Annotated in this window: 20 protein-coding genes; 11 read left to right on the top strand and 9 right to left on the bottom strand. The window is 66.4% G+C overall.

Annotated features, from left to right (window positions below; genetic code table 11):
* Nucleotides 1-16: 16 nt before the first annotated feature.
* Nucleotides 17-736, top strand: a complete 720-nt coding sequence (gene lepB, locus KBZ14_RS02870) for a signal peptidase I (protein WP_255116791.1) — start codon at nt 17-19, stop codon at nt 734-736.
* Here lepB and KBZ14_RS02865 read toward each other — a convergent pair.
* Together KBZ14_RS02865 and KBZ14_RS02860 are read right to left on the bottom strand one after the other, a co-directional pair.
* On the bottom strand, nt 705-1,976 hold the full coding sequence (locus KBZ14_RS02865) for an amidohydrolase family protein (protein WP_255116790.1): 1,272 nt from the start codon (nt 1,974-1,976) through the stop codon (nt 705-707). The genes lepB and KBZ14_RS02865 overlap by 32 nt on opposite strands.
* Before the next feature lie 13 nt (nt 1,977-1,989).
* On the bottom strand, nt 1,990-3,342 hold the full coding sequence (locus KBZ14_RS02860) for a histidine phosphatase family protein (protein ID WP_255116789.1): 1,353 nt from the start codon (nt 3,340-3,342) through the stop codon (nt 1,990-1,992).
* A gap of 99 nt (nt 3,343-3,441) precedes the next feature.
* Between KBZ14_RS02860 and KBZ14_RS02855 the strand changes: the two genes are divergently transcribed.
* Genes KBZ14_RS02855 through KBZ14_RS02835 form a run of 5 tightly spaced genes read left to right on the top strand, consistent with a single transcriptional unit; the run spans nt 3,442 to nt 8,843 of the window.
* Nucleotides 3,442-4,848 (top strand): CPBP family intramembrane glutamic endopeptidase, encoded by a 1,407-nt coding sequence (locus KBZ14_RS02855; RefSeq protein WP_255116788.1) that lies wholly within the window; start codon nt 3,442-3,444, stop codon nt 4,846-4,848.
* Between the two features lie 32 nt (nt 4,849-4,880).
* Complete coding sequence (locus tag KBZ14_RS02850; RefSeq protein ID WP_255116787.1) at nt 4,881-5,372, top strand: hypothetical protein; 492 nt, start codon at nt 4,881-4,883, stop codon at nt 5,370-5,372.
* Between the two features lie 52 nt (nt 5,373-5,424).
* Nucleotides 5,425-7,179 carry a peptidoglycan D,D-transpeptidase FtsI family protein gene (locus KBZ14_RS02845; protein WP_255116786.1) on the top strand — a complete coding sequence of 585 codons (1,755 nt, stop codon included), beginning with the start codon at nt 5,425-5,427 and terminating at the stop codon, nt 7,177-7,179.
* 57 nt (nt 7,180-7,236) lie between these two features.
* The gene (locus tag KBZ14_RS02840; protein WP_255116785.1) at nt 7,237-8,409 is read left to right on the top strand and encodes a transaldolase; all 1,173 of its coding nucleotides are present in this window, start codon (nt 7,237-7,239) and stop codon (nt 8,407-8,409) included.
* 53 nt (nt 8,410-8,462) lie between these two features.
* Complete coding sequence (locus KBZ14_RS02835; protein ID WP_255116858.1) at nt 8,463-8,843, top strand: Crp/Fnr family transcriptional regulator; 381 nt, start codon at nt 8,463-8,465, stop codon at nt 8,841-8,843.
* Here the strand turns inward: KBZ14_RS02835 and KBZ14_RS02830 are convergent.
* The 6 genes from KBZ14_RS02830 to KBZ14_RS02805 form a co-directional block, all read right to left on the bottom strand.
* On the bottom strand, nt 8,840-9,979 hold the full coding sequence (locus tag KBZ14_RS02830) for an NAD(P)/FAD-dependent oxidoreductase (protein WP_255116784.1): 1,140 nt from the start codon (nt 9,977-9,979) through the stop codon (nt 8,840-8,842). The genes KBZ14_RS02835 and KBZ14_RS02830 overlap by 4 nt on opposite strands.
* On the bottom strand, nt 9,976-10,515 hold the full coding sequence (gene frr / locus KBZ14_RS02825; protein WP_255116783.1) for a ribosome recycling factor: 540 nt from the start codon (nt 10,513-10,515) through the stop codon (nt 9,976-9,978). The genes KBZ14_RS02830 and frr overlap by 4 nt, the downstream gene beginning before the upstream one ends.
* Before the next feature lie 26 nt (nt 10,516-10,541).
* The gene (gene pyrH / locus KBZ14_RS02820) at nt 10,542-11,255 is read right to left on the bottom strand and encodes a UMP kinase (protein ID WP_255116782.1); all 714 of its coding nucleotides are present in this window, start codon (nt 11,253-11,255) and stop codon (nt 10,542-10,544) included.
* Nucleotides 11,256-11,392: 137 nt separating this feature from the next.
* Nucleotides 11,393-12,058 carry an SDR family oxidoreductase gene (locus KBZ14_RS02815; protein ID WP_255116781.1) on the bottom strand — a complete coding sequence of 222 codons (666 nt, stop codon included), beginning with the start codon at nt 12,056-12,058 and terminating at the stop codon, nt 11,393-11,395.
* Between the two features lie 72 nt (nt 12,059-12,130).
* Nucleotides 12,131-12,796: a cob(I)yrinic acid a,c-diamide adenosyltransferase gene (gene cobO, locus KBZ14_RS02810; RefSeq protein ID WP_255116780.1), complete on the bottom strand. Its 666-nt coding sequence runs from the start codon at nt 12,794-12,796 to the stop codon at nt 12,131-12,133.
* Between the two features lie 38 nt (nt 12,797-12,834).
* Nucleotides 12,835-14,043, bottom strand: coding sequence for a site-specific integrase (locus tag KBZ14_RS02805; protein WP_255116779.1), 1,209 nt, complete (start codon nt 14,041-14,043; stop codon nt 12,835-12,837).
* 120 nt (nt 14,044-14,163) lie between these two features.
* On the opposite strand from KBZ14_RS02805, the gene hemH reads away from it, so the two are divergent.
* The 5 genes from hemH to KBZ14_RS02780 all read left to right on the top strand — a co-directional run bounded on the left by hemH (nt 14,164) and on the right by KBZ14_RS02780 (nt 18,453).
* Complete coding sequence (gene hemH, locus KBZ14_RS02800; protein ID WP_255116778.1) at nt 14,164-15,351, top strand: ferrochelatase; 1,188 nt, start codon at nt 14,164-14,166, stop codon at nt 15,349-15,351.
* Between the two features lie 31 nt (nt 15,352-15,382).
* Nucleotides 15,383-15,880, top strand: a complete 498-nt coding sequence (locus KBZ14_RS02795; protein ID WP_255116777.1) for a M23 family metallopeptidase — start codon at nt 15,383-15,385, stop codon at nt 15,878-15,880.
* 126 nt (nt 15,881-16,006) lie between these two features.
* Entirely contained in the window at nt 16,007-17,860 is a 1,854-nt protein-coding gene (ilvB, locus tag KBZ14_RS02790; RefSeq protein WP_399210401.1) for a biosynthetic-type acetolactate synthase large subunit, read from the top strand.
* A 17-nt stretch (nt 17,861-17,877) separates the two neighbouring features.
* Nucleotides 17,878-18,222, top strand: coding sequence for a nuclease (locus KBZ14_RS02785; RefSeq protein ID WP_399210415.1), 345 nt, complete (start codon nt 17,878-17,880; stop codon nt 18,220-18,222).
* 12 nt (nt 18,223-18,234) lie between these two features.
* Nucleotides 18,235-18,453 (top strand): GIVxVP protein, encoded by a 219-nt coding sequence (locus KBZ14_RS02780; RefSeq protein ID WP_255116775.1) that lies wholly within the window; start codon nt 18,235-18,237, stop codon nt 18,451-18,453.
* A 23-nt stretch (nt 18,454-18,476) separates the two neighbouring features.
* Here the strand turns inward: KBZ14_RS02780 and KBZ14_RS02775 are convergent, their stop codons facing one another.
* The gene (locus tag KBZ14_RS02775; RefSeq protein ID WP_255116774.1) at nt 18,477-19,169 is read right to left on the bottom strand and encodes a Tic22 family protein; all 693 of its coding nucleotides are present in this window, start codon (nt 19,167-19,169) and stop codon (nt 18,477-18,479) included.
* Nucleotides 19,170-19,310: the final 141 nt, after the last annotated feature.

Below are 19,310 nucleotides of genomic sequence, written 5' to 3'. Positions count from 1 at the left end.
GCCGGACCGGCAACCCTTGAGCGAGAACGATCAGTCATCAACTCCGCCGGAAAGTCCGTGGGTGTTCTGGCGGGGGGTGGTGATCACCCTCGCCGTGGCCCTGGGCATCCGCCAACTGCTGCTGGAGGCGCGCTTCATCCCCTCGGGCTCGATGCTGCCAGGGCTGCAGCTGCAGGACCGCCTGCTGGTGGAGAAGCTCACCTACCGCAGCCGCCCTCCCCAGCGGGGTGAAATCGTGGTGTTCCACGCCCCCCATCACTTCGATCCGGTGCTGAAAGTGAACCACCAGGCCGGGCCATTGCGCTGCCTCGTGGTGAACCTGCCGCTGATCAATGGGCTGCCAGGCCTGCAGGAGCCGGCCTGCGACGCCTATATCAAACGGGTGGTGGCCGTGGGCGGTGATCGCGTGGTGGTGAACCCCCGTGGCGAAGTGAGCGTGAACGGGCAGAAGCTGAACGAGCCCTATGTCACCAACTACTGCCCCGTGGACAACCAGGGCATGGGGCCTTGCCGCAGCCTCAATGCCGTGGTGCCGCCCCGCCACGTGCTCACCCTGGGGGACAACCGGGCCAACAGCTGGGATGGCCGCTTCTGGCCCGGAGGCCCCTTCCTGCCAGAGAGCGAAGTGATCGGCCGGGCCTTCTGGCGCTTCTGGCCCCTCAACACCGCTGGGCCGTTGGGCAGCGCCGACCCTCTGACCAGCGTCAGTCCGCCCCGCGCCACAGGCCAGCCCTGAGGCCTGTGGCCAGCACTTGGCCCCGGAGCGGCTGGCTTGCCAAGGGCTGATTAGCCGCCAGCGGAGCGTGGGGGTCCTGGGAGGGATGCCACTCCTGCTGGGGGTCAAACAGGATCCAATCACCACTACCGGAGGCGAGGCTGGGGGCATGGAGGCCCAGCAGCTCAGCCGGGCCGAAACAGAGGGCCTGCCACAGCTGTTCCACGCTCCAGCCCCGGCGCTGCACCAGTTCAGCCCAGAGGCTTGGCAACACAAAACGGTGGCCTGCCACCCCAGGCTTGCGTTGATCCAGGGGCAGCAACTGCTCCTCCGGATCGAGCGCCACATGGTGCACCGCCACAGCCGTGATCAGTCCAGAGGCCAGGCCGGCGATCAGGGCCTCGCGGTCGGCCGGGGTGCCCAGCGGCGGCACCACCCGCCAGCCTTCTGCCAGGGGATCGAGGCTGCCGCTATCCACCAGCAGATGCCACCAACACACCGTGGCCTGGGGGCGTTGGGGGCCTGCCCACTGGCCAAGTTCGGCCAGACCCTGGGCTGTGGAGACATTCATCAACTGCAGCCGTCGCTGCGGGAACAGCCGCGCCAGGCTGAGCAGGCTTTGCAGCGGCAGGCTTTCACTGAGGGGCGGATCCATGGGCCAGCCCGCCCGCAGGGCCTCCACCCCCGCCCGCACAAAGCCCTGCTGGCTGAGGCTGGCGTCGCGCGCTGCAATCAGCACGGGAGCGGCGCCCATCTCACCCAGCTGCAGCCCCCGCTCCAGGAGGGTCAGGGGCGGAAGCTCCGGCCCCTCGGCCAGCCCCACGGCTCCCGCGGCCAACTGGTCAGCATGGGGGGCCAGCTCCTCACCACGTCCGGCGCGACTGAAGCTGCCCCAGAGCAGCAAGCGCAGCCCCAAGGCCCCCGCAAGGTGCAGACATTCCGGGCGATCACGCCAAGTGCGGGCTCGCGGCAGCAGGGCCACGGTGCCATACCCGGCCGCGAGGGCGGAACGCTCCAGCGAGGCCAGGGTTTCGGCACCACCGCTGTGGGGATCCTCCAGCTCGGAATGGGGGTCCACCAGCGCAGGCGCCAGCAACCAGTTTCCGGCCTGAATCGGCGTTAGCCCCAGGCCGCCGGCGCGCTCAGTCGCCGCCGCATCAAGGGCCGCGATTGTGCCGTTCTCCAGCAACACATCGGCCCGGCGGGGGGCCTGGCCGGGGCCCGCCAGCAGCTGAACACCCTGGAGAAAACGGCTGCGCATGGCGGGCAGGGGGTCAGAGGGCGCCGGCGGCGGTGCGGTCGAGCACGCCCCCAAGATGGGCCGTCTGGTTCAGGCAGACCACCACGGGAGGCTCATCGGGGCCGTGGGGGTAATCAATCACGGTGACACCGCCATTCCCCTGCTTTACCGCCCAGATGTCCGCCGGACTGAGCCCCAATAGGGCACAGAGGATGGTCTTGTTCACCGCATCGTGGGCCACCACCAGGGCAGTTTCATCGGGATGCAGGCTGGCGGCGATGGTGTGCCAGCCCTTGAGCGAGCGATCCCACACGTCGTGAATGGTTTCGCCCGCAGGCATCTGCACCGTCTCCGGTGCCCGTTTCCAATCGGCCAGCAATTCTGGCCAGGTGGCGGAGATCTCTTCCTCCAGCCGTCCTTCCCACTCCCCGTGACCAATCTCCACCAGGTGGGGCACGCTGGTGAGGGGCACCCCGGGATGGTGCTGCAGGATGCCCTCCGCCGTCTGGCGGGGCCGTGCCATGGAACTGGTGTAGGCCCGGTCGACGTGCACCGCCTTGAGGAATGCACCGGCAGCGGCGGCCTGGGCCCGCCCGTTTTCGTTGAGGGGGATGTCGATCTGACCCTGGAAGCGGCCCTGGCGGTTCCAGTCGGTTTCGCCATGGCGCACCAACAGCAGCCGGGGGCCGTGGGCCTTGGCGGGCAGGGTGCTGGCGCACACCGCGGAGTGGAGGTGACTGGTGCCGTTGAGCGATTCGATCTGCACCGCCATGCCACCGGCGTCGCCCGTGGTGAGGTTCAGCACCGAGAGGGAGGCGTTCTCCACGCGCAGGCGCCGGAATCCGCTGGCTGGCAAACCCAGCAGGGTGAGCAGCAGGCAGCGCAGGATGGCGTTATGCCCCACCACCAGAACGGTCTGCGGCTGGCTGGAGGCAGGGTCGTGGCTCTTCAGCAGCTTGTTTACGAAACGGCCCGCCTGCTCCATCAGCTCCTGGATGGGGGCATAGCTACCGCCATCGGAGCGCTGCAGGATCAGCTGCTCAGGATGCTGGCGCCAGAGGCGGTGCTCCTGGGGAAAACGCTCGCGCACCTCGGTGCCCAGCAGACCACTCCAGGGGGCCAGATCCACCTCCAGCAGATCGTCGTCCAGTTGGGCGGTGAGCCCGCCGCCCTGGGCCGCCAACAGGGCTGAAGCGGTGTCCTTGGCGCGGCGCAGCGGAGAGCTGTAGGCCGCCGTAATCGGGAGATCCCGCAGAGCTTCACCGGTGGCCAGGGCCTGCCTTACGCCCTCATCGGTGAGGGAGGAGAGGTCGTCGCGACCCTGAATGCGGTGCTCGAGATTGAAGCTGCTCAGGCCGTGGCGAACCAGCAGGATCCGGAGGGACACGGGCGCACAACACAGATAGAAGGATCGTATGGGAACGCTCCTGGGCCCTCACTCGGCTCAGCGGCCAAGGAGAATCCACTCCAACCCAGCATCGATGCGGTGACGGCAGGCGGCGGACGACCCGAGAGCAGCGATCGGCCACCCGGCTGGAAGGTGGCCGTAGCTCTGGTGAGCCTGGCCATCAGCCTGCTGCTGTGGCTCAACGGCCTCGTCACCAGCCTGGATCGCCCTTCCGTGGGCCATGACCTCAACCGTCGCCAACTGGAACTGGCGGTGCTGGCGGCGCCGCAACTGCCGCCGTCCATCCGGTCCCTGCTCGCGGGGGCTGAGCCGCTCAACGCCCTGGAGCAGGAGCTGGAGCGGCAGCGCACCAGCCTGGAAGAGCAGGGCACCCCGCCCCCGGCCAACCTGCTGCTGGAGCAAGCCCTGTTGGACTTACGGCAACAGCCAAGGGCGGCCCGCAGCCTGCTGCGGCAGGTGGCTGGCGGTGGGGGGCCCGAACAGGCAATCGCCGCTGCTCTGCTCCAGGAACAGCCCCTCCAACCCAGCGAGGCCCGACGACTGAGTGAGGAGCTTCACCAGGGGCCCTTACTGCAGCAGTGGAGCTGTGCGAGCTTGGTGGGCAGCGGCAGCAGCTGCGGCGATCAACAGGCTGCCAGCCGAGCCACCATCCAGCTGGTGGCGGTGACGGTGCTGCCGGTACTGACCCTCCTGGTGGGGGTTTCTCTGTTGGGCCGAGAACTGTGGTTGCGCTGGCGCCGCGGCAGTGGCGCCATGGCGCTCTTGATGGGGCCTAACCTCTCGGCCCTGGATGTGGTGCTGCTGGTAGCCGGGGGGTTTGTGGTGGTGGGCGAGCTGCTCACACCGCTGCTCGTGGCCCCCCTGCTGGAGGCTGGGCTGGGCAATCTGGCCCTGGCCCCAGCCCTGCGGCAGGGATTGTCGGTTGTGGGACTCTACCTGGCCCTCATGGCCGGCCCCCTGATGATCCTGTGGCTGATGCTGCGGGGCCAGGTGCCAGCGCCGCAGGGGGGCTGGCTCCAGTTCCGCCTCCAGCCCCTTGGCACAAGCTTCCGCCGCGCCTTCAAAACCTTCCTGATGGTGCTGCCCCTGGTGAGCCTGGTGGGCTGGCTGCAGGGACAGATCTGGGGGGATCCCGGCGGCAGCAATCCGCTGCTGGAGTTGGTGTTAAACAGCCGCAATCTGCCCGCCCTGGCCTGCTTCGCCTTCACGGCCGTGGTGTTAGCTCCCCTCTTTGAAGAAACCATCTTCCGTGGGGTGCTATTGCCCGTGGCCGCCCGGGAACTGGGCAGTGGCTGGGGCGTGGTGATCAGTGCTGCGGTGTTCGCCATCGCCCATCTCAGCCTGGGAGAACTGCCGCCCCTGTTTGTGCTGGGCCTCGGCCTGGGCTGGCTACGCCTCAGCAGTGGCCGCCTTGGGGCCTCGGTGCTGATGCACGCCCTCTGGAATGCGCTCACCTTCAGCAATCTCGTGCTATTGGGCAGCTGAGCATCCGGCTCCCTTGCTGGAGGCCTATCCCCATGGTTCACTTGCGCAGTTCAGCGTCCCTGGCCGTGGTTGCCGTTCCCGCACAGAAGCCCTCCTCCGGTGCTACCGAGGGCAACCGCGGGTCGCGTCAACGCCCCCTCGCGCTGATTCAGGGCTCCCTCTCGGCCCGCAGGGTGGAGCGCCAATCGCCCGTGCTGGGCAACCTGCACCGGGTGGCCGATGGTTCCCTGGCCGGCCTTGGTGTGGCCGTGCTTGGCCTCTGTGGCCTCACGCTCCACTGGCAGGGCCAGTGGACCCAGAACTTCCAGAAACTCGAGGCCGCCCAGCGGCTGGAGCACCGCCTGCAGGAATCCGCGGCCGTGCTTGAGCAACATCACCTGGGGATCGCCAAGAAGCCCGGGCTGCTGGTGCCCACCAGTAGCGAGAAGCTGGTGTACCTAGAAGCCCCCAAGCCCGTGGTCCCTGCCCCCATCACCTCTCTGCTGGCCGGCGTGAACACCCGCCAGATCTTGGCGGGATACTGAGATGGTCACAGAGGCCCTGCGCCAGCGGCCGATGGGACCCGCCAAATCTGGAATGCCGCGTCAGCGTCGGATTGTGGAGCTCACGCCGGTGCCTTCGGGCCGGCTGTGGATGGTGTTCGGCCTGCTGGCCGCAGGCCTGGCTGGATTGGCGGTGCGGCTGGCCTGGGTGCAGGTGGTGCAGGGCAACGAGCTGCTGAGCCGTGCCCGGGCCATCCAGACCCAGACCACCACCCCCATCGGCAAGCGCCGCACGATCGTGGATCGCCAGGGTCGTCTGGTGGCCCTCGACGAGGAGCGCTTCACCCTCTGGGCCCACCCCCGCTACTTCGCCTTCCCAGGTGACGACATCGGCAAACTGCGCAGCCCCCTCGATGTGAGCCGCAAGCTTTCTGCGGTGCTGGCCCTGCCCATGGCCCACCTGGTGAAGACCATGGAGGGCCGCAAATCAGGCGTGAAGGTGGCCACCGATCTGGATCCGGAAACGGCCCAGAGGGTGCGCAATCTGGGTATCAGCGGCCTGGATCTGGAGCCCTATCCCCAGCGGGTGTATCCGCAAGGTGGACTGTTCGCCAATGTGGTGGGCTTCCTCAACCTGGAGCGGGCACCCCAGGCGGGGCTGGAACAGAGCCGAGACAGTGATCTCAAGCGCCATGAAGCGAGCCGCTCCCTCCGCCGCGGTGCCGATGGCACGCCCCTGCCTGATGGCCTCAAGGCCGGCGTGCTCTACGGCGACGATCTGCGCCTGCAGCTGACGCTGGATGCCCGGTTGCAGCAGGTGGCCCAGCTGGCCCTCTCTAAGCAGGTGAAGCAGTGGAAGGCCAAGCGTGGCGTGGCCCTGGTGATGGACGTGCGCAACGGGGAGATGGTGGCCCTGGCCTCCACCCCCACCTACGACCCCAACCGGTTCTGGAACTTCAAACCCGGGCTGTTCCGGGAGTGGTCCGTGCAGGACCTCTACGAGCCGGGGTCCACCTTCAAGCCAATCAACCTGGCGATTGCCCTTCAGGAGAACGCCATTGATCCAGCCGGCAAGGTGAATGACACCGGCCAGCTCACCATCGGCGGCTGGCCGATCTTCAACCACGACCGCAAGGGCAACGGCCTGATCGACTTCCCCACGGTGCTGCAGGTGTCCAGCAACGTGGCCATGGTGCAGGCCATGCAACGGGTGAAGCCAGCGAAGTTCTGGCAATGGCTGCGCACCTTCGGAATCGACGACATTCCCGATACCGATCTGCCCGGTGCGGTGGCCGGCGAACTCAAGAGCAAGGACGCCTTCGTGACCCAGCCGATTGAACCCGCCACGGCGGCCTTTGGTCAGGGCTTCTCCCTCACGCCCCTCAAGCTGATTCAGCTGCACGCCATGCTCGCCAATGGCGGGCGCCTGGTGAGCCCGCACATCACCCGGGGCCTGCGCTCGGGCGACGATCTCGCCGCACCTCCGCCAGCATCGGGCGTTCAGCTGATCCGGCCGGAGATCGCCCAGACCGTGTTGAACTGGATGGAGACCGTGGTGGACAAGGGCAGCGGTAAAGGCACCAAGATCCCCGGCTATCGCATCGGCGGGAAAACCGGCACGGCCCAAAAGGCTGAGAACGGCGTCTACATCCCCGGGGCACGGATCACCAGCTTCGTGGCACACCTGCCCATCGATGCCCCCCGCTATGTGGTGCTGGTGGTGGTCGACGAACCCAAGGGTGGAAATGCCTACGGCTCCACCGTTGCCGTGCCGGTGGCCAAGCAGATCATCGAAGCCCTGCTGGTGATCGAAAAAATCCCACCGAGCAAGCCGGTGACCGCTTCATGACAACCGGTTCTCGCAGTAGACAGGCTGGCTAGCTTGAAACCATCTGCGGGGCTTTGTGTGGCCAATCTGCTCGATCAACTCGCCGCCATGACCGTCGTGGTCGCGGATACCGGCGACATCGATGCCATCAAGCAGTTCACGCCTCGCGACGCCACGACGAACCCGTCCCTGATCCTGGCGGCCGCCCAGATTCCGGCCTATCAGAACCTGATCGACATCTCCCTGCGGGAGTCGCGCGAGGTGTGTGGAGCCACAGCTCCCGCCGAAGAGGTGGTGCGCGAGGCCCTCGATGAGATCTGCGTCACCTTCGGCAAGGAAATCCTCAAGATCGTTCCTGGTCGAGTGTCCACCGAGGTGGATGCTCGGCTCAGCTTTGATACCGAAGCCACCATCACCAAGGCGCGCAAGCTGATCGGCCTCTACCGACAGGCCGGCATCAACCGCGAGCGCGTGTTGATCAAGATCGCCGCCACCTGGGAGGGGATGCGCGCGGCCGAAGTGCTGGAGAAGGAGGGCATCCACTGCAACCTCACCCTGCTGTTCAGCTTTGCCCAGGCCGTTGCCGCCGCCGAAGCCGGTGTCACCCTGATCTCCCCCTTTGTGGGGCGCATCCTCGACTGGTACAAAAAGAGCACCGGTCGCGACAGCTATCCCGGCCCTGAAGACCCTGGCGTTGTGTCGGTGAGCCAGATCTTCAACTACTTCAAGACCTACGGCTACAAGACCGAGGTGATGGGAGCGAGCTTCCGCAACATCGACGAAATCATTGAGCTGGCCGGCTGTGATCTGCTCACCATCTCCCCCGCTCTGCTGGACCAACTGCGCCAGACCCAGGGAGACCTGCAGCGCAAGCTGAACCCCTTCGACCCCGCCCCCACGGAGGAGCAGATTCACCTGGATCAGGCGGGGTTCGCCGCCATGATGGCCAGCGATCCAATGGCTACGGAAAAGCTTGATGAGGGCATCCGCGGCTTCAGCAAGGCGATCGAAACCCTGGAGGCCCAGCTGGCTCACCGCCTGGGTGAGCTGGAGGGTGCCAATGCCTTCCAGCATGCGGCCCAGGAGATCTTCCTGCTCAACGACCTCGATGGCGATGGCTGTATCACCCGGGAGGAGTGGCTCGGCAGTGATGCCGTGTTCGATGCCCTCGACACCGATCACGATGGGCGGCTACTGCCGGCGGACGTGCGCGGCGGCCTGGGGGCAGCCCTGGCACTGAGTGGTTGTTGACCCTCCCTTAACCCTGCTGCCCCACACTGGTGCTTGCTCTGCCGGTGGTCCCGTTGAACGCCCTCGACACCATGCGCGCCCTTGCCAGCCAAGGGGAGGTGCTGAACTTCGCGGCGGGAGACCTGATCTTCCGATCCGGTGAAACTGGTGCGTGCATGTTCGGCGTGCTCGAGGGCACCGTGGAACTGAGCTGGAACGGTGAGGCCGCCCACGAGCAGATCCAGGCGGGCGACGTGTTTGGTGCCGGTGCCCTGGTGACCTCCGAACACCGCCGCTACGGCAACGCCAAGGCCGTGAGCCCCTGCAGGGTGCTGGTGATGAACCGCGAGAAGTTTCTGTTTGCCGTGCAGGAATCGCCGATGTTCGCCATTGAGCTGCTGGGTTCTATCGACCAGCGGCTGCGCCAGCTCAAGGACTGCACGAAGAACCTCTAACCTCGCTGGAACATCAGCCGCTTGATCACCCGCTGGGCGATGTCCCCGTAGCCCATCTCTCCGGAGAGAATCTGGGCAATGCGCTGGGGTGCCGTGGGGCGTTTGATGCCCAGCTGATAGCCCACCTTTGGCAACCGATAGAACACCTGGGCAATCCGTCGTCCCCAGGCCATCGACTCCCCCCACTCGGCCCGCATCGTGGCGCTGTAGCCCTGAAGAGCCGCATCCTCTCCGCTGAGGAAATGGTCCATGGCTTCGGCTGCCCGTACACCACTGAGGAGGGCAGGCCGCAGGCCCTCCGCCAGGAAGGGATCGCATAGGGATGCTGCATCACCCACCACCACCGCACCTGGCACGTGCAGGGGATGGTGGCGATCCCATACCCGCAGGGGGGAAAGGCAACGTTCGCCGGCCTGGGGGCTGAGGCCGAGGCTGGGTAGCACCTGCGCGAGCACGGCATCCGCATCCGCCGCCTCACGGCCGATGAAGGTGCCCACGCCGATGCTGTAGCCGCCCTGGCGGGGAAAGGCCCAGCAGAAGCCGTGGCGCACCAGGCCGAATTCGAAGCGTGCCGTGCTGGGCTCGTGCACCTCTGCCTCCACTTCAACGGACACCGCGGCGGCGAAGCGGGGCCTGGCAGGTCCGAGCCCCAGGGGCACCGAGAAGCGGGAGTTGGAGCCATCGGCCAGCACCAAGCCTCGGGAGGAGTAGACGGTGCCACCACTCACCACCCGCCAGTGGAGGCCGTCGCGCTCAATCGTCTCCACGGCAGAGCCATCCTCCAGTTCAGCGCCCGCCGCCACCGCCTGGTCGGTCAGGTAGGCATCCAGCCGCGATCGGCGCACGATCCAGAACGGTGAATCGCCGGGCAACACCGCGGTGACGGCATCCTCCAGGCACCAGGTGAAGCGCACCTGCTCGATCACCTGATCCACCGCCGGGATGAGATCAAAGGGGAACCAGCGCTGCACCGAGGCGGCCATGCCGCCGCCGCAGGGCTTGGGGCGGGGCATGGCCTGGGCCTCTAGCAGCAGCACGCGCCGCCCCCGAGCGGCCAAATGGAAGGCAGCGGCAGCACCGGCGGCGCCGGCGCCCACCACGATCACATCGGCGCTCAACCCCGCAGTGCTGCTCACACCTTGAGGATGTCGGCTTCTTTGTCCGCCAGGTTCTTCTCAATCTCGGCGATGAACTTGTCGGTGAGTTTCTGCACCTTGTCCTGCTCATCGCGGCTCTGATCTTCAGAGAGCTCGCCGTCTTTCTCCTGCTTCTTCACCTTGTCGATGGCGTCGCGGCGAATGTTGCGCAGGGCCACCTTGCCTTCCTCGGCATATTTGGCGGCTAACTTGCACAGATCCTTGCGGCGGTCTTCGGTGAGAGGCGGGATGTTGATGCGGATCAGCCGGCCATCGTTGTTGCAGGTGAGGCCCAGATCGCTCATCGAGATGGCCTTCTCGATCAGGCCCAGGGAGCCTCCATCGAACGGCTGAAGCTGGATGGTCGAGGAATCAGGGGTGGAGATGGTGGCCAGCGATTTGAGTGGCGTTTCAGCGCCGTAGTACTCCACGCTGATCTTGTCGAGCAGGGTGGCGTTGGCCCGCCCGGTACGGATGGTGTTGAAGGTGCGCTGGGTGGATTCCACCGATTTGCGCATGCTGGCGTCGAGATCCATGACAAAGATTGCGAGGGGAGGCGAGATCAGGCTGCGGGAATGATGCGGGTGCCGATGGGTTCACCGCGCACGGCCCGGCCGATGTTGCCGGCACCGAAGAGATCAAACACCACGATCGGGATGGCGTTGTCCTTGCAAAGGGCGATGGCGGTGCTGTCCATCACCTCGAGCTCGCCGCTGAGCACCTCCAGGAACGAGAGGCTCTCGTAGCGCACGGCATCGGGGTGCTTGTTGGGGTCCTTGTCGTACACCCCATCCACCTTGGTGGCCTTGAACACCACATCGGCGCCGATCTCGGCGGCCCGCAGGGCGGCAGTGGTGTCCGTGGTGAAGAAGGGGTTGCCGGTACCGGCAGCAAAGATCACCACCCGACCCTTTTCCATGTGGCGGATCGCCTTGCGGCGGATGTAGGGCTCGGCCACCTCCTGCATCGAGATGGCGCTTTGCACTCGGGTGGGGATGCCAGCGCGTTCCAGACCGTCCTGGAGGGTGATGGCATTCATCACCGTGGCCAGCATGCCCACGTAGTCAGCGGTAGCGCGATCCATGCCCGCGGCGGAGCCCTTAAGGCCGCGGAAGATGTTTCCGCCGCCCACCACGATCGCCAGCTGGGTGCCATCGGCCACCACCTGGGCCACATCGGCGGCGATGGCATTCACGATGGCTGGGTCAATGCCGTAGCCCTGGTTGCCCATCAGGGCTTCACCACTGAGCTTGAGCAGCGCGCGCTTGTACCCCATGGCAGGCCTTGATTTGCCGGAGCGTAGCAACGGCCTTGCACGCTGACCGCCAGGCCGCATCAGTCACCCAAAGCCAGTGCGCCATGGCCCCGCGTCCTCCCGGCCAACCCCGCTCTAGCTGTGATTTGGCGCGAGCCCTACCAGGGCAGCACCTCACCGTTGGCATGCCAGAACGTGCCGGAGGTCTCCAGCGTGAGGGCATCGATCCGCTCCAGCAGGCCGTGCACCGCCTGCTCCGGGCTGATGCCCTGGGGGTTGAAGTTGATCATGCGGGTGCGCACCAGGCCGGGGTGGAGGATCGCCACGGCAATACCGCGGGGCCGCAGGTCGATCGCCAGGGATTGGCCCGCCATGTTCAGCGCCACCTTCGACATCCGATAGCCGTAGGAGCCGCCGGAGCTGTTGTCGTCGATCGAGCCCATGCGGCTGGTCATCAGCACCAGCTTCGAGCCCGGCCGCAGCTGATCCAGCAGGGCCCGGGTGAGCCGCAATGGCGCCAGGGCATTCACCTCAAACTGGCGGCGCAGGCTCTCCGGATCCAGATCCTCCAGGCTCGTGGCTTCCAGGATGCCGGCGTTGAGGATCAGGCCATCCAGCGGCAGCCCGTCCAGCCGCTCCACCAGCTGGGCAGGGCTGTTGTCACGGCTGAGGTCTATCCCGGCCTCGATGCGCACGCCCAGCGCCTCCAGCTCGGGCGACACCGAGCGACACACGGCGATCACCTGGTCGCCGCGGCTGTGCAGCTGGCGGCAATACTCCAGCCCAATGCCGCGGTTGGCGCCGGTTACAAGGAAGGTTGTCATGGCTGGATGAACACGCGAACAATCGCCATCACCAGCAGGGCTGGAACGGTGATCGCGATGCATTTAAGGGGTCTAGAACTCAATGCCCCGCTGGGCCTTCACGCCCTGCTCCCGGAAGGGGTGGCGCACCAGCTTCATCTCGGTCACCAGGTCGGCCTGCTCCAGCAGAGCCGCAGGGGCGCCGCGGCCCGTGAGGGCCACGTGGGTGAGTTCGGGGCGGAGCGCGAGGCCTTCCAACACCTGCTCCACCGCCAGGTAGCCCAGCTTGAGGGCCACGTTCACCTCATCGAGCACCACGAGCTTGCGGGTGCCATCTCCCAAATACTGCAACGACCTCTCCCAGGCCTGCTGCACCAGCAGGCGATCCCGATCGCGGTCCTGGGTTTCCCAGGTGAAGCCCTCCCCCAGGGCGTGCCAGTGCAGGGCCTCCCCGAACAGTTCCAGAGCCTTGGCCTCTCCGGGCTGCCAACCCCCCTTGATGAACTGCACCACCGCCACCTGCTCACCATGGCCAAGGGTGCGCAGCACCAGGCCCAGAGCCGCGGTGGTCTTGCCCTTGCCATCGCCGGTGAACACCATCACCAGGCCCTTCTCCAGGTTCCGCTCACCCACCCGCTGTTGCTGCACCTCCTTGCGGCGCGCCATGCGGCGGCGGTAACCCTCCTGATCGGCCTCTGGAGCAAGGTCGCCGCCGGGCCCCAGCTCGGCAGCCACCAGATCGAGTTCAGTCTCCGGCACGGGCGAAGCGATCCAGCAGTGCTGCCACTCTGCCGCGCTCAGGCCGCCAGCTGGCGATGGCGCGAGAGCGCCGCATCCACGGCCTGCTGCTGGTCACGACGGGTGATCCAGTGGTGATAGGTGCGGGTGTGGATCGCCACCGAGTGGCCCATCATCCGCGCTGCCACCGTGTCGGGCAGGCCGATGTGAATCGTGCGCACTGCCCAGGCGTGGCGCAGGTCGTAGGGGGTGAGGGGCAGCCCGTAACGACGGAACTGCTCGGCCACCCGGCGGCCCACCTGCTGCAGGGTGGTGTGGCGCAGGTCTGTGCATACAGGGGGCAAGAGCTCCCGGGCCTCACCCAGTCGGGGCAAGCCAAAGCGCTCCACCCAATCCGGCTGGAAGGGCCACACCTGGTGCTCGCCGGTCTTGCTGGTGGGCAACACCCGAATCACCCGGTCCCCGCCGGGAGCCAGGGCTGACAAGTCGGTGAAGAACACCTCGTGATTGCGCAGGCCATAGGTGGCCATCAGCCCGTAGGCGAGGCGCCAGCCGGGATTGGGGATGTGCTCGAGCACCTGCAGGATCTGCAGGTCGCTTGGGAGCTGGCGGAACTGGGCCGCATGCAGCCCGTAACCACCGGCCCGCTCACCCCAGTCGGCGGGGAGCACCAGCCCCTCCCCCTTGGCCAGGGCCGCCAGGGCTGTGCCGCACTGCTGGCGGGCGCGGGAGGCCAGGGGATAGCTCTCCAGCACGGCTTCCAACAGCGCCACCTCCAGGCCCTGGCCCTCGCTTTCCGCCACCGCCTGCAGACGCCGCAGGTAGGGGCGGTAGGCGCTGGTCCAGGTGGTGCGGCTGCCGGACGGGTTGCGGCGGCGACGCGGATCGCGAGCGAAGGCCTGCTCAAAGGCCTCCACCGCCAGGGCAACCGCCCGCCCCTGGGAAGACACTGCAGCACCAGCCCCTCGGACCGGAGCAGCGCCCCACGCTCCCCAGCTGAAGCGCTGCTGCTGCAACTGCTGCAACACCCGCTTGAGCTGCAGGCGGGCCTGATCCAGGCCCGCCGGATCGGCGGGGAGCCCGAGGCTGAGGCGCTGCACGGGATGGCTGCTGCCACCGCGGCGACAGGGCAGCGGTCCCCGCAACCCCAGGCGCTCACCACGCCGTTCAAGCCGGAGCGCCACACCGCTGCTGGCCAGGGCGGCATTGTGCCGGCGAATCTCCCCGTCTAGGGGATGCTCCCCAGCCGCAGGGTCAGGTGTGGCCATGCCGGAGCTGCAGCCGCCACAGCGGTGAACAGGCGCCGACCTTATCGACTACAGCAGGGAACAGCCAGGGTCCTGGCGTCAGCGTTACGCTCAGCCCCATTCCTTACCTGGTTTCAGGGCATGTCCACGGGCGGCGCCAAGGTCGGCGTGCTGTTGCTCAACCTCGGCGGTCCGGAACGCATTCAGGACGTCGGCCCCTTCCTCTACAACCTGTTTGCCGATCCGGAGATCATCCGGCTCCCCAATCCAGCGTTGCAGAAGCCCTTGGCCTGGCTGATCAGTTCGCTGCGGGCGGGCAAGTCGCAGGCGGCCTATAAGTCGATCGGTGGCGGCTCACCCCTGCGGCGCATCACCGAGCAGCAGGCCCGTGAACTGCAGAGCAGCCTGCGGCAGCGGGGCATCGAGGCCACCAGCTACGTGGCCATGCGCTACTGGCACCCCTTCACGGAGTCGGCCGTGGCCGACATCAAGGCCGATGGCATCGACCAGGTGGTCGTGCTGCCGCTCTACCCCCACTTCTCGATCAGCACCAGCGGCTCCAGCTTCCGCGAGCTGCAGCGCCTGCGCCAGGCGGATCCCGCCTTCTCCCAGCTGCCAATCCGCTGCATCCGCAGTTACTACGACGACCCCGGCTACGTGGGCGCCATGGCCGAACTGATTGCTAGGGAGATCCAGGCCTGTCCCGAGCCCAGCAGCGCCCACGTGTTCTTCAGTGCCCACGGGGTGCCCAAGAGCTACGTGGAAGAGGCCGGCGATCCCTATCAGGAGGAGATCGAGGCCTGTGCCCGGCTGATCATGCAGAAGCTGGAGGCCGACCTTGGCCACAGCAACCCGTTCACCCTCGCGTACCAGAGCCGGGTGGGGCCGGTGGAGTGGCTCAAGCCCTACACCGATGATGCCCTCCATGAGCTGGGTGAGCAGGGCGTGAAAGACCTGGTGGTTGTGCCGATCAGCTTTGTGAGCGAGCACATCGAAACCCTCGAGGAAATCGACATCGAATACCGCGAGATCGCCACGGAAGCCGGCATCACCAATTTCCGCCGGGTGCCAGCCCTGGATACAAGCCCGGCCTTCATCGCCGGATTGGCGAACCTGGTGCAACACGCCCTGGAAGGTCCGGAGGTGAATCTGGATCAGGCGGCGGCCTTGCCCACCAAGGTGAAGCTCTACCCCCAGGACAAGTGGGCCTGGGGTTGGAACAACAGCTCCGAGGTGTGGAACGGCCGCTTGGCGATGCTCGGTTTCTCCGCTTTCCTGCTGGAGCTGATCAGCGGTCGCGGTCCGCTTCATGCCATCGGTCTGCTCTAGAGCCCAACGCCTGGTTGGCCTGGGCACTGCCTTGAGCATCAGCGTTGCCGGCTCGGTCATGGCGGCCCGGGCTGAAGTTCGCTGGCGCCAGGGGGTGTTTCCCGTGGCCAGCTTCGCGGGGTACACGAGCCACTTCGGCAGCCGCAGGGGCCCCAGCGGGAGCATGGAGCCCCACCACGGCCTCGACATCGCTGCGCCGCTGGGGTCGCCGATCCGCAACTGGTGGCATGGCGCCGTGCGGGAGGTGATCAGCGATGGGGCCTGCGGGCTGGGGCTGGTGATTCAGTCGGGCGCCTACGAGCACATCTATTGCCATCTGGCCGGCTCCGTGCAGGGTGGGGTGTACCGCAGTGGAGCTGTGACCCTCCGGCCTGGCCAACCCCTGCGGGGCGGCCAGTTGATTGGCCATGTGGGCATGAGTGGGCGCACCACGGGCCCCCACCTGCACTGGGGCATTCGCTACCAGGGGCGCTGGCTCAACCCGGGCACGATCCTGCGGGCGATGGCCAACGCCCGCAGCAGGCGCTGAGCTGGCCTGGCTGCGTTGGACTCCCTCCGTTGGGCTGGCAGCGTTTGGAAAGTGGAAATCCTCAACCCAAAGCCCAGACCAGACCTTAGGGTTGGCTCATGTTGTCGAGCGGTGTCTGCTGAAATCGTGACCGTTACGTCCGTTTCTCCAGCGGCTACCGCCGCCGTTCCCTCCTATCCCGCCCGGGTGAATGGCGGCTATGCCCTCATGGATGCCCTGCATCGCCATGGGGTGGAGCACATCTTTGGCTATCCCGGCGGGGCCATCCTGCCCATCTACGACGAGCTGCACAAGGCGGAGGCCCGCGGCTGGCTCAAGCACATCCTGGTGCGTCACGAACAGGGGGGCACCCATGCCGCCGATGCCTACGCCCGTGCCACCGGCAAGGTGGGCGTGTGTTTCGGCACCTCTGGCCCCGGCGCCACCAACCTGGTGACTGGCATCGCCACCGCCCAGATGGATTCGGTGCCGATGGTGGTGATCACCGGGCAAGTGCCCCGGGCCTCCATCGGCACCGACGCCTTCCAGGAAACCGACATTTTCGGCATCACCCTGCCGATCGTGAAGCACTCCTGGGTGGTACGTGACCCCCGGGACATCGGCCGGATCGTGGCCGAGGCCTTCCTGATTGCCTCCACCGGTCGGCCCGGTCCGGTACTGATCGACGTGCCCAAGGATGTGGGCGTCGAGCAGTTCGACTACACCCCGGTGGAGCCCGGCAGCGCCATCCCCGCCGGCTACACACTCCCCCCTGCGCCCACCGATGCGGCCATCGCCGACGCCCTGGACCTGATTCGCCAGGCGCGGCGCCCGCTGCTCTATGTGGGCGGTGGTGCCATCAGCTGTGGGGCCCACGAGGCTGTGAAAGAACTGGCCGAGCGCTTCCGGCTGCCAGTCACCACCACCCTGATGGGTAAGGGGGCCTTCGATGAGAAGCACCCCCTCTCTGTGGGGATGCTGGGCATGCACGGCACCGCCTACGCCAATTTTGCCGTGACGGAATGCGATCTTCTGATCGCCGCCGGTGCCCGTTTCGACGACCGCGTGACAGGACGCCTGGATGGCTTCGCCCCGCGGGCCCAGGTGATCCACATCGACATCGACGCCGCGGAAGTGGGCAAAACCCGTGTGCCTGACGTGCCCGTGGTGGGCGATGTGCAGCGCGCCCTCACCATGCTGCTGGCCGCCTCCCAGGGGGACAGCAGCATGGGGCGCACCGACGCCTGGCTGGAACGGATTGACAGTTGGAAGCAGCACTACCCCCTGGTTGTGCCAGCCCCTGAAGGCGAAATCGCCCCGCAGGAGGTGGTGGTGGCCCTGCAGGACCTGGCACCCAATGCCTTCTACACAACAGATGTGGGGCAGCACCAGATGTGGGCGGCCCAATTCCTGCACAACGGACCGCGTCGCTGGGTGAGCTCAGCGGGTCTGGGCACCATGGGTTTCGGCATGCCGGCGGCCATGGGTGTGCAGACGGCCTTCCCCCACGAGCAGGTGATCTGCGTGGCGGGCGACGCCAGCATCCTGATGAACATTCAGGAACTGGGCACCCTCAGCCAGTACAACCTGCCCGTGAAGGTGGTGGTGCTGAACAACGGCTGGCAAGGCATGGTGCGCCAGTGGCAGGAGAGCTTCTACGACGAGCGCTACTCTGCCTCGGAAATGATGGGCGGCATGCCTGATTTCCCTGCCTTGGCTGAGGCCTTTGGCGTCCGGGGCATCCAAATCAGCGAGCGCGCCAACCTCCGGCAGCAGCTCAGTGAGGCCCTGGCCCATCCCGGTCCAGTGTTCGTGGAGGTGAAGGTGCGCCGCAACGAAAACTGCTATCCGATGGTGCCGCCCGGTGCCAGCAATGCCCAGATGGTGGGCCTGCCCAGCCATCCCGAGCTCGCCATCGATGCCACCCGCCAATGCAGCGCCTGCAGCCACACCACCGCCAGTTCGAGCCTCTACTGCCCCAACTGCGGAGCGAAGCTCTGAAGCTGCTGCTGACCTGCCTGGTGGTCTTGGTGCTCTCCTGGGCTGGGGTAGCCGAAGCGGCCGAAGTGCTGCAGGTGCGCAGCGGCAGGCTGCTCCAGATCGGTGACCACAACCGCACCTACACCGTTGAGCTGGCCTGCATCGCCATTCCCGGCGAGGGCAATGCAGCGGCCACGGCCTGGCTGCGTCAGCAGCTGCCCCGACGGGCACGGGTGAATCTGCGGCCCAGTGGGTCCAACAACGGCACCCTGGTCGCGAGGGTGGAGCGGCTGGACAGTGGGGATGGCAGCATCCGCACCGACATGTCCACGGGCTTGGTGGCCGCGGGGTTGGCCACATCCCTGCCAAACTGCACCGGCTGATCCGATGGCTTGATGGGCATCAACCGCGCTGCCAAGGGGATTGTGCTGGTGCCTTGCCTGCTGCTGGGTGCCGCCTTTCTGGCGGCATCCGCCTGGGGAGAGGCTGAGGCCAACCGCAACCTTGCCCTCACCCTGGGGCTCTCGCTCATGGCCGGAGGGCTGCTCGCCCAATTCCTGCCAGAGCCGCCACCGGACCAGACAGACCCAGGTAACGGCCAAGGGCGATCCTGATCGAACCACCCCTTAGCTAGCCGTTACTTAGCGGCTGGGGCTCCCCCCTTGGACTGCGCTTCCTGCACCAGTCGGAAATAGTCGGGGGTGGGGAAAATGACATAGTTGTCGTCCTTGGCTTTGATGATCTCCCGCATCACTGCGGAGAGATCGGCCACTTGGGGTTTGAGCTGCTCACGGTTGGGCACCTTGGCCAGCCCACGTTGCAGATCGGCGTAGCTCAGGAAAAACACCCCTCGGGGGCCCTCGGGGGTCTGAACAGTGAGAAAGGGCTTGGTGAAGAACACTGGCACACTCATGCCTTCATTGATCTGTTGATCCGTGAGGCCCTGGGCCTTGAGTAGCTTGGTGGCTTCCTGGCGATCCACAGGATTCACCATCACTGGAGCCACCAGCGTCATGGTCTTGTCCTTGAGCTGCTTATTGAGCTCCTCAACCTTTTCATTCATCACGTTGAGAGGAATGCCCACCACCCCAGCCTTGATCTTGGGGTTGTTTTTCTGAAGTCCCGCCAGCTCGTTCTGGGCCGTGGCACTCTCTAGGTAAAGGGGAAGGATCAGCGTCTTGTCCTTGGGTATCGGCAAGGGAACACCTTTCTCATCGGTGATCACAAAGACGGGAATCACCTCGAGTTTCTTGATCGCGGCGGCCTCAGGAATGGAGAAAGCAGGGGCTGAACCCAGCACAGCAGCCCCGCACAGGCCTGCTCCCGTCAAGAGCGAAAACGCCCGCCGACCCAACCTGCAGCCCATTTGGCGGCGCCATGCGTCAAATCGGGACTGCATACGACCAACGGGTGAAAACAGGAGCCTAGTCAGGGATTTAGCCCTAGCTTTCTTCGGCTGGACGGTGTTGAT

It is taken from the genome of Synechococcus sp. HJ21-Hayes (assembly GCF_024345835.1).
Taxonomy (GTDB): Bacteria; Cyanobacteriota; Cyanobacteriia; order PCC-6307; family Cyanobiaceae; genus Vulcanococcus.
Note: the sequence above shows the minus strand (reverse complement) of the source record. Positions and strands in the feature narration are given on the sequence as shown.